We start from the raw sequence: 9,352 nt of genomic DNA, 5'->3' as shown, positions 1-9,352 counted from the left end.
TTCTTTCATTTACAAATTTAATAATTCTCTTGGCTTTATGCTATTTTGCTAGCACATTACAAACATAGGAACTAAAATAAAAGAATTTTGTCTTGATAAGGTGCCGTCAGTACTTTGTTTATATAGAAAATCTCTTTATATTTGCGTTGATTGAAATAAGAAGCTGGATGAAAGAATTTGTAATATCTGAAGCACAGACCGAAAAGGCTGTGCTGGTGGGGTTGATAACCCAGTCGCAAGACGAGCGAAAAACCAATGAATACCTGGACGAACTGGCTTTTCTTGCCGAAACGGCAGGTGCGGAAGTGGTAAAACGTTTCACGCAGAAGCTAGATACGCCCAATTCGGTAACTTACGTTGGAAAAGGAAAATTACAGGAAATACAGGCGTATTTGCAAGAACAGAACGAAAACGAAGAGACCGAAATCGGGATGGTCATATTCGATGACGAGTTGTCTGCCAAACAGATAAGGAATATCGAGAATGAATTGAAAGTGAAAATCTTGGACCGCACTTCGCTGATTCTGGATATTTTTGCTATGCGGGCGCAGACAGCCAATGCCAAGACACAGGTGGAACTGGCACAATACAAATATATGCTTCCACGCCTGCAACGGTTATGGACACACTTGGAACGCCAGGGGGGTGGTTCCGGTGCAGGAGGAGGTAAAGGCTCGGTAGGGCTGCGCGGACCGGGTGAAACGCAGCTGGAAATGGACCGCCGTATCATCTTGAACCGTATGTCGCTGCTGAAACAGCGTCTGGCGGAGATTGATACACAGAAGTCTACCCAGCGCAAGAACCGCGGCAGGCTGATTCGGGTCGCGTTGGTAGGATATACCAACGTGGGTAAATCTACGCTGATGAACCTGCTAGCCAAGAGTGAAGTGTTTGCCGAAAACAAACTTTTTGCAACGCTGGACACGACTGTGCGTAAAGTGATTATTGATAATTTGCCTTTCTTGCTTTCGGATACCGTAGGGTTTATCCGTAAATTGCCTACCGATTTGGTCGATTCGTTCAAGTCGACGCTGGATGAAGTGCGCGAAGCCGACTTGCTGGTACATGTGGTGGATATCTCGCATCCCGACTTCGAGGAACAGATACAGGTGGTGGACAAGACGATAGCCGAACTGGGGGCAGGCGGTAAGCCTACGATGATTGTGTTCAACAAGATAGATGCCTATACGTATGTACAGAAAGCCGAAGATGACCTGACCCCGAAAACCAAGGAGAATATTACACTGGATGAACTGATGCATACCTGGATGGCAAAACTGAATGATAACTGTATTTTCATTTCTGCCAGAAACAAGACCAATCTGGAGGAGTTGAAGAAAATATTATATAACAAGGTAAGGGAACTGCATGTGCAGAAGTATCCGTACAATGATTTTCTTTACCAGACTTACGATGAGGAGAGCAGCTTATGAATACCTATCGTTCGCTGACAAAAGAAGAAATCGGCAGGCTGGAAGCACAGGCTTGTACAGCTGCTGACTGGAACGAGGTGCAGGTGGCGGAAAGATTTACTACCGCACATGTACATCACGCCCGTTTCTCGGGGAAGATACGCCTGGGAGTGTTCGAGGGTGAGTTCCAGTTGGCTGGAGGGGTACGCAAGCATGCCGGACTGTCGTACGTGGTATTGCACAATGTAACGGTAGGCGACAATTGCCTGATAGAGAACGTAAAGAATTATATAGCCAATTATGATATCGGAGAATCGACGTTTATCGAGAATGTCGACATCATTTTGGTGGACAAGAAATCGCGCTTCGGCAATGGCGTGGAGGTTTCTGTACTGAATGAAACTGGAGGGCGTGAGGTGGTGATACACGACCATCTTTCCGCACATCAGGCATATATTATGGCATTGTACCGGCACCGGCCGTTGTTGATAGAGCGTATGAAAGCGGTAATAGAGGGATACGCCGAAGAACATGCCTCCGAGCGGGGAACCATCGGAAACCATGTGACAATTGTCAATGCTGGGTACATTAAGAATGTACGTATCGGTGATTGTTGTGAAATAGAAGGGGCCGGTCGGTTGAAAAATGGTTCCATCAATAGCAATGCTGCTGACCCGGTACATATCGGATATGGTGTGGTATGTGATGATTTCATCGTGTCGAGCGGTGCCCACATCGAAGACGGTACGATGATAACCCGTTGTTTTGTGGGGCAAGCCTGCCGGATGGGGCACAACTATTCGGCATCCGACTCACTTTTCTTCAGCAATTGTCAAGAAGAAAACGGCGAAGCATGTGCCATTTTTGCCGGACCGTTTACGGTGACACATCATAAGTCGACTCTGTTGATAGCAGGAATGTTTTCGTTTATGAATGCAGGCTCTGGGTCTAACCAGAGCAATCACATGTATAAGCTGGGACCGATTCACCAAGGTGCTTTGGAGCGTGGTGCAAAAACCACTTCCGATTCGTATGTCTTGTGGCCGGCACGCATCGGAGCCTTTTCTTTGGTAATGGGTCGCCATGTCAATCATCCGGATACGTCCAATCTTCCTTTCTCTTATCTGATAGAGGACAAGAATACGACTTATCTGGTTCCTGGAGTTAACTTACGGAGTGTAGGAACCATTCGCGATGCGCAGAAGTGGCCGAAACGTGATTTGCGCAAAGACCCGATGAAGCTGGACCAGATTAATTACAACTTGCTCAGCCCGTACACCATTCAGAAAATGATGAAGGGGCGTGAAATCCTGAAAGAACTGGAAAGAGTATCGGGCGAAACATCGGAAACTTATGCATACCAAAGTGCCAAAATCAAGAACTCGGCCTTGAACAAGGGAATCAGGTTTTACGAAACTGCCATTCATAAGTTCTTGGGAAATTCGGTCATCAAGCGGCTTGAAAACATTCGTTTCCGGAGCGACGAGGAAATCCGTCAACGTCTTGTGCCCGATACATCCATAGGAAAGGGCGAATGGGTGGACGTCTCGGGACTGATAGCACCTAAGAGCGAGATAGAACGGGTGATGAGTGAAATCGAGACTGGAACATTGTGCACGGTGAAGCAGATGCACGAGCGTTTTGCCGAAATGCATGCCTGTTATTATACGTATGAATGGACATGGGCTTACGAGAAAATGTTGGACTTTTATCATCTGGAGGCCGACAAGGTGACTGCCCGGGATATTGTGGCTATCGTACGGCAATGGCAAGAGTCTGTGGTGTGGCTGGACCGGATGGTATACGAAGATGCCCAAAAGGAGTTTTCATTGACTTCGATGACAGGCTTCGGTGCCGATGGAAGCAAGACGGAACAACAGCTTGACTTTGAACAAGTGAGGGGGGTGTTCGAAAGCAATCCGTTTGTAACGGCGGTTCTGGAACACATCAAGGTTAAGACAGCCTTGGGCAATGAATTGATTGACAGGCTCAAGGGACTGTTGAATGAAAATGAAGCGTGATGTATGAATAAAGATAAGGAGGAGTGTATTATGAAAAAGTATGTCTGGATATTGTGTTTGTTGGGCTGTATTGCCTTGACGGCACAGGCTGAAAATTATCGGAAAAGAGATGTTACCAATCCCTGTTTTGTGACTGCTACCACGTCGAAGATAGAAATCAAGAAAATCATTCAGACCGATGAACAGACACAGGTAGATGCTGTTTTGTATGGCAGGCCGGGTGAAGTGGCGGTCATTTCATCGAATACCTGTTTGCGGAGTGGCAAGCAAGAGTTTCCTTTGCGCGAGGCTGCTCATGTATCTATCGATGGGAAAACGGTTCCCGAACGGATTCCGGATTCTGGAAAAATGGATATTATCTTGTCGTTTGCTCCGATACCCCAGGGTATACATACAGTAGATTTTGTGGAAAAAGACGAGGGGTGGACCATCTATGGAGTACAGCTGACGGGAATAGAGCCGTATGTATACGTACCCAGTTTCTTACAGACTCGACGTTTCGAACAAAGCCGCACTTTGCCTCAGCCTCAATTGAAATCGGGCAAGGCGGTTATCAACGGTTATATCTTGGGTTACAACCCCTCGATGGAATTGGAAGTTGTCTTTCGGCATTCCGACTGGTTGTTTTATAATGAGTGGGGGCAAACCGTGCGTATACGTCAGGATGGTTCTTTCCATATCGAAACCGACTTGTTGTTGGCAGGGGGAGCCAAATTGCAGATAAACAAAGCACAACTGGATATGTTCCTTGTGCCGGGCGAAGAAACTACGGTATATATCCATCTGCCTCGGTTGAGCATGTCGGCTTCCCACCTGTTGAAGGAAAAGTACGGACAACAGCAAAAGGCATGGTTCGATGGAAGTATGGCGAACCTGAATGATGAGTTGGCTACGTGGGGCTATCCGTTATCAATGGAAGAAGACCCGGATTTTAAGTTCATGGCTTCTGAGCAGTCGGCAGACAGGTTCAATGAATTCGTAAAAGGACATTACGACAGGTATGAACGTAATTTACAGGATGATAAAAAAGTGGGAGAAGCTTATCGTCAGTATGTCTTGTTGAACTTGAAAATGAATGAACTGGTAGTACTGGGGAAAAAAGGAGCGATGCCGGGTATCGTGAAGTCACCCTATTTCCGTTACGGATACGACTATACCACATACCTGGAATATATGGAGCGCGATAAAGGACAGGTGGTAGACTTGTGGGAAGATGTGAAGAAAGCACGTGAGGTATATCAGAACTTTGTGAAAGAACATAGGTTCTCTTCCGATGACAAGGAGCTGATGAAAACCATAACTCAGCCTGAAATTCAGAAATATGTCAAGGAAAGGGCTGAGGCTCTTGAAGCGCAAGCTGCTTTGGCACAATCGAACAAGAGTTTTGTGATAGCCGAACTTGACAAGAATGTATCGGGGGCGGATATTCTGCCGTCTATCATTTCTTCTTACCGGGGACAAGCTGTCTTGATAGACTTTTGGGCAACATGGTGCGGACCGTGCCGGAAGAGCATGTTTGCCATTCGCGATTTAAAGAAAAAACTGGCATCGAAAGATATCGTGTATATCTATCTGACCGGACCTTCTTCACCTGAAGCTGAGTGGAAGACGGCTATTACGGATATCAAAGGAGTACATTATCGCCTGAAAAAAGAACAATGGGATTACCTGTGTCAGACGTATGGCATAAAAGCCATACCGGGTTATCTGGTAATCAGCTATGATGGCAAGCTGCAAGACCAATACACCGGTTTCCCAGGAACCGATGTGCTGATGAAAGACTTGCTTCGGGCAAGCGAGTGAATTTCAGAAACTCTTTTGAAAACGGAAACATCAAGACGAGAAAAACTTTTTGTAGAAACTTGAAAAACTCGTTTATTTAAGGAAATATTTCAATAATACTTTGTAACTTTGCTCACACGTAATAACTAACAATTAATATCTTATCGATTATGGCAACAACTCCAGAATTCAAGTATCAGCCGATGTTCGAAAAAGGTAAGGATACTACTGAATACTATCTGCTTACAAAAGATTATGTTTCTGTAAGCGAGTTTGAGGGAAAACCTGTTCTGAAAGTGGAAAAGGAAGGTCTGACAGCTATGGCAAATGCCGCTTTCCACGATGTTTCATTTATGTTGCGCCGTTCACACAACGAGCAAGTGGCAAAAATCTTGCACGACCCCGAGGCAAGCGAAAACGACAAGTATGTAGCACTGACATTCTTGCGCAATGCCGAAGTGGCTGCCAAAGGTGTATTGCCTTTCTGCCAGGATACCGGTACGGCAATCATTCACGGAGAAAAAGGCCAGCAGGTATGGACCGGTTATTGCGACGAAGAAGCATTGTCACTGGGAGTGTATAAGACTTATACCGAAAACAACTTGCGTTATTCGCAAAATGCGCCACTCAGCATGTACGAAGAAGTGAATACCCGTTGCAATCTTCCGGCGCAAATCGATATTGAGGCTACCGAAGGTATGGAATATGAATTCTTGTGCGTAACCAAAGGTGGAGGTTCTGCCAATAAAACCTATTTGTATCAGGAAACCAAGGCAATTCTGAATCCTGCTACGTTGGTTCCGTTCCTGGTAGAAAAGATGAAAACGCTGGGTACCGCGGCTTGTCCTCCTTATCATATCGCTTTTGTCATTGGCGGTACTTCTGCCGAAAAGAATTTGCTTACGGTGAAATTGGCTTCTACCCATTATTACGACAACCTGCCTACTACGGGCAATGAATACGGACGCGCTTTCCGCGATGTGGAGTTGGAAAAGAAAGTATTGGAAGAAGCTCATAATATTGGATTGGGTGCACAGTTCGGTGGTAAGTATTATGCACACGATATACGCATTATCCGTTTGCCCCGTCATGGTGCTTCTTGTCCGGTAGGCTTGGGAGTGTCTTGTTCGGCCGACCGTAACATCAAGTGTAAAATCAACAAAGACGGTATCTGGATTGAAAAGCTGGATTCGAATCCGGGCGAACTGATTCCGGAAGAATTGCGTCAGGCAGGAGAAGGAAATGCGGTTAAAATAGATTTGAACCGTCCGATGAAAGAAATTCTTGCCGAACTTGACAAATATCCGGTAGCCACCCGCCTGTCATTGAACGGTACGATTATCGTAGGACGTGATATCGCTCATGCCAAGTTGAAAGAGCGTCTGGATAGAGGTGAAGACCTTCCGCAATACATCAAAGACCATCCGATTTATTATGCTGGTCCGGCAAAGACCCCGAAAGGAATGGCTTGTGGCTCAATGGGACCGACTACAGCAGGGCGTATGGACCCGTATGTGGACTTGTTCCAGAGTCATGGAGGTAGTATGATTATGCTTGCTAAAGGAAACCGTAGCCAGGCTGTAACCGATGCCTGCAAGAAACACGGAGGTTTTTATTTGGGTTCTATCGGTGGTCCTGCTGCTATCCTGGCACAGAACAACATCAAGAGCATCGAGTGTGTGGAATATCCAGAACTGGGTATGGAAGCTATTTGGAAGATTGAAGTAGAAGACTTCCCGGCATTTATTCTGGTGGATAACAAGGGAAATGATTTCTTTAAACAAATCAAACCACGTTGTACCGGTAATTGCAAATAAGCTGCAGCTTTATACGCAATAAATAGAATGCGGAAGCACGGTGACACAAAGATTATCGTTAATCGGGTGTCGGAGTGCTTCCGCATTTTTTGTTTGGCAGTAGGGACAGAAATCGGGCTCTTATTAAGAAGCTGTTTTGAATTTCTCCAAAAAGTTTTTCTTGGCTTGATGTATCCGTTTTCGTGTGTGCTTTGGGCGATTTTTTGGTTCTTTTCGCTCCTGTTCTTCGTCAGATAGCCCGCTATCTTCCTCATCACAGAAGCGAAAATGCCTCAAAAACTCATCCCAAATCATCGCACGATAAATTCAAAACAGCTTCTAAAACGTTATCAGCTAAACCGTCGGATTACTTCGATAAATTCTTTCCCATAACGTTCTTTCTTGTATTCGCCAATGCCGCTTATTTCTCCAAAGGCATCGATGGTAGTAGGTCTGGAAGAGGCTAGCAAATGAAGTACCTTATCCGACAGGACAATGTAGGCAGGGATAGCCTGTTGGTCGGCAAGTTTTTTGCGAAGTGCCCGCAAGGCTTCGAACAGCTGGAGGTTTTCATCTTCAAACATTGTAGGTTCCGGTTGTACGGGAGTAATGTGTGACGCCGTTTTCTTCCTTTTACGTTTCTCGTGAGAGAGGAATTCTTCTCGTTTGATAACTACTAATTGTGCACGTTCGTGCCCGAACAATACTTTTTTTCCTGTCTCTGTTATTTTGAGATGATTTTTTTCGTTGTAGGCCACTTCAAAATATCCCAGGTTCAACATTTGTAACAGATAGTCTTGCCAGTCGCGTGCCGGTACATCTCGTCCGGCTCCATAGGTTTTCAGCTTGTCGTATCCGCGTTCGATGATATCTGCTGTTGCAGCCCCTTTCAGTATGTCTATTAAGGTACTTGTACCCACCTGTTGGTCAGTACGGGCTATGGCGCTTAGTGCCTTTTGCACCAAGATGGTTCCGTCGAAACGCTGAGGAGGATTGCGGCATACATCACAATTTCCACAATCGTGGTCCATGCTTTCGCCGAAATAGTTCAGCAGAATACGCCGGCGGCAAATGTCCGCTTCGGCATACTGTTGCATACGTTTCAATTTTTCCATGTTCAACTCTTGTTGTCCGCTTTCTGAGGCAAAACGTGAAAGTAGCACAATGTCTGCTAAAGAATAAAACAGTAAAGTGTCACTGGGCAGTCCGTCACGTCCGGCACGTCCTATTTCCTGATAAAAACTTTCGATACTTTTCGGAAGATTGTAATGGATGACCCAGCGTACGTTTGATTTGTCAATGCCCATTCCGAATGCAATGGTAGCGCATACCACCTGTATACGGTCGTTGATGAAATCCTCTTGAGCCGCATCGCGTGTAGCTGCACTCAATCCGGCATGGTAGACAGTAGTGGATATGCCGTATCCTTCCAAGATTTCTGCTACTTTTTCAGTTGTGTTCCGGCTCATGCAATAGATGATGCCGCTTTCTCCGGCATGGCGGCTGATGAAGTCTACGATGGTACGTATCTTCTCTTTCTGCTGATAGCCCCGTTTTACGTCAAGACTTAGGTTCGGACGGTCGAAAGATGATATGAATATCTGCGGGTCACGCATTGCCAGTTGCTTCACGATGTCTTGCCGTGTTATTTTGTCGGCAGTAGCAGTCAGTGCTACCACAGGTATTTGCGGAAATTGTTCACGCAATGTTTTCAGTTGGGTATATTCAGGACGGAAATCATGTCCCCACTGTGAAATGCAGTGGGCTTCATCAATGGCGAAAAGTGAGATACGGATGTCTTTCAGCAGGTAGTTGATTTCCGTCAACAGCCGTTCGGGAGAGATGTAGAGCAGCTTTACCCTGCCTTGCCGGCACTCGAAACGGATATTGGCATTGCTGGTTTCATCGTTGGTGCTGTTCAAGGCACGTGCAATGATACCGTTGTTCTGTAAGGCTTCTACCTGGTCTTTCATCAAGGAGATTAGCGGAGAGACTACGATGGCGGTTCCTTCCATCAGCAATGCCGGTATCTGGTAGCAGAGTGATTTACCGCCGCCGGTAGGCATCAGTACCAAGGTATCTTTTTTTTGCAGGATGCAGTTGATGATATCTTCTTGCAACGGTCGGAAACTGGTATATCCGAAATAAGATTTGAGTGTCTTAAGCATTTCTGTATTCATATCAGGGTACAAAGTTAAGCGAATTTGAAGTCGGAATGCGCGGAATTGCTGATTATTTTTTCACTTTCATGTTTACAAGCCGTTTTTCCGGTGTGTCGGATAGGAACATCATGAATAGCAAAAAATCATTTGTCATTGGTAACGAAGTAAAGTATCCCGGA

6 protein-coding genes are annotated in these 9,352 nt (G+C 45.7%); 4 read left to right on the top strand and 2 right to left on the bottom strand.

Annotated elements, in window-relative coordinates:
* Positions 1-167: 167 nt before the first annotated feature.
* The 4 genes from hflX (at position 168) to H9625_RS12285 (ending at position 7,032) form a co-directional block, all read left to right on the top strand.
* The gene (gene hflX / locus H9625_RS12300; RefSeq protein ID WP_022041317.1) at positions 168-1,433 is read left to right on the top strand and encodes a GTPase HflX; all 1,266 of its coding nucleotides are present in this window, start codon (positions 168-170) and stop codon (positions 1,431-1,433) included.
* Positions 1,430-3,433, top strand: coding sequence for a DUF4954 family protein (locus H9625_RS12295; protein ID WP_022041318.1), 2,004 nt, complete (start codon positions 1,430-1,432; stop codon positions 3,431-3,433). The genes hflX and H9625_RS12295 overlap by 4 nt, the downstream gene beginning before the upstream one ends.
* Positions 3,434-3,463: 30 nt before the next feature.
* Positions 3,464-5,236, top strand: a complete 1,773-nt coding sequence (locus H9625_RS12290; protein WP_191764565.1) for a TlpA family protein disulfide reductase — start codon at positions 3,464-3,466, stop codon at positions 5,234-5,236.
* A gap of 149 nt (positions 5,237-5,385) precedes the next feature.
* Positions 5,386-7,032 carry a fumarate hydratase gene (locus H9625_RS12285; protein WP_022041320.1) on the top strand — a complete coding sequence of 549 codons (1,647 nt, stop codon included), beginning with the start codon at positions 5,386-5,388 and terminating at the stop codon, positions 7,030-7,032.
* Between the two features lie 123 nt (positions 7,033-7,155).
* Here H9625_RS12285 and H9625_RS12280 read toward each other — a convergent pair whose 3' ends face one another.
* A complete protein-coding gene (locus tag H9625_RS12280; protein WP_158100078.1) occupies positions 7,156-7,326 on the bottom strand; it encodes a hypothetical protein in 171 nt (56 codons plus the stop codon).
* A gap of 35 nt (positions 7,327-7,361) precedes the next feature.
* Complete coding sequence (recQ, locus tag H9625_RS12275) at positions 7,362-9,179, bottom strand: DNA helicase RecQ (RefSeq protein WP_087247681.1); 1,818 nt, start codon at positions 9,177-9,179, stop codon at positions 7,362-7,364.
* Positions 9,180-9,352 lie beyond the last annotated feature (173 nt).

The sequence above is a fragment of the Phocaeicola intestinalis genome (assembly GCF_014837065.1).
Taxonomy (GTDB): Bacteria; Bacteroidota; Bacteroidia; order Bacteroidales; family Bacteroidaceae; genus Phocaeicola; species Phocaeicola intestinalis.
Note: the sequence above shows the minus strand (reverse complement) of the source record. Positions and strands in the feature narration are given on the sequence as shown.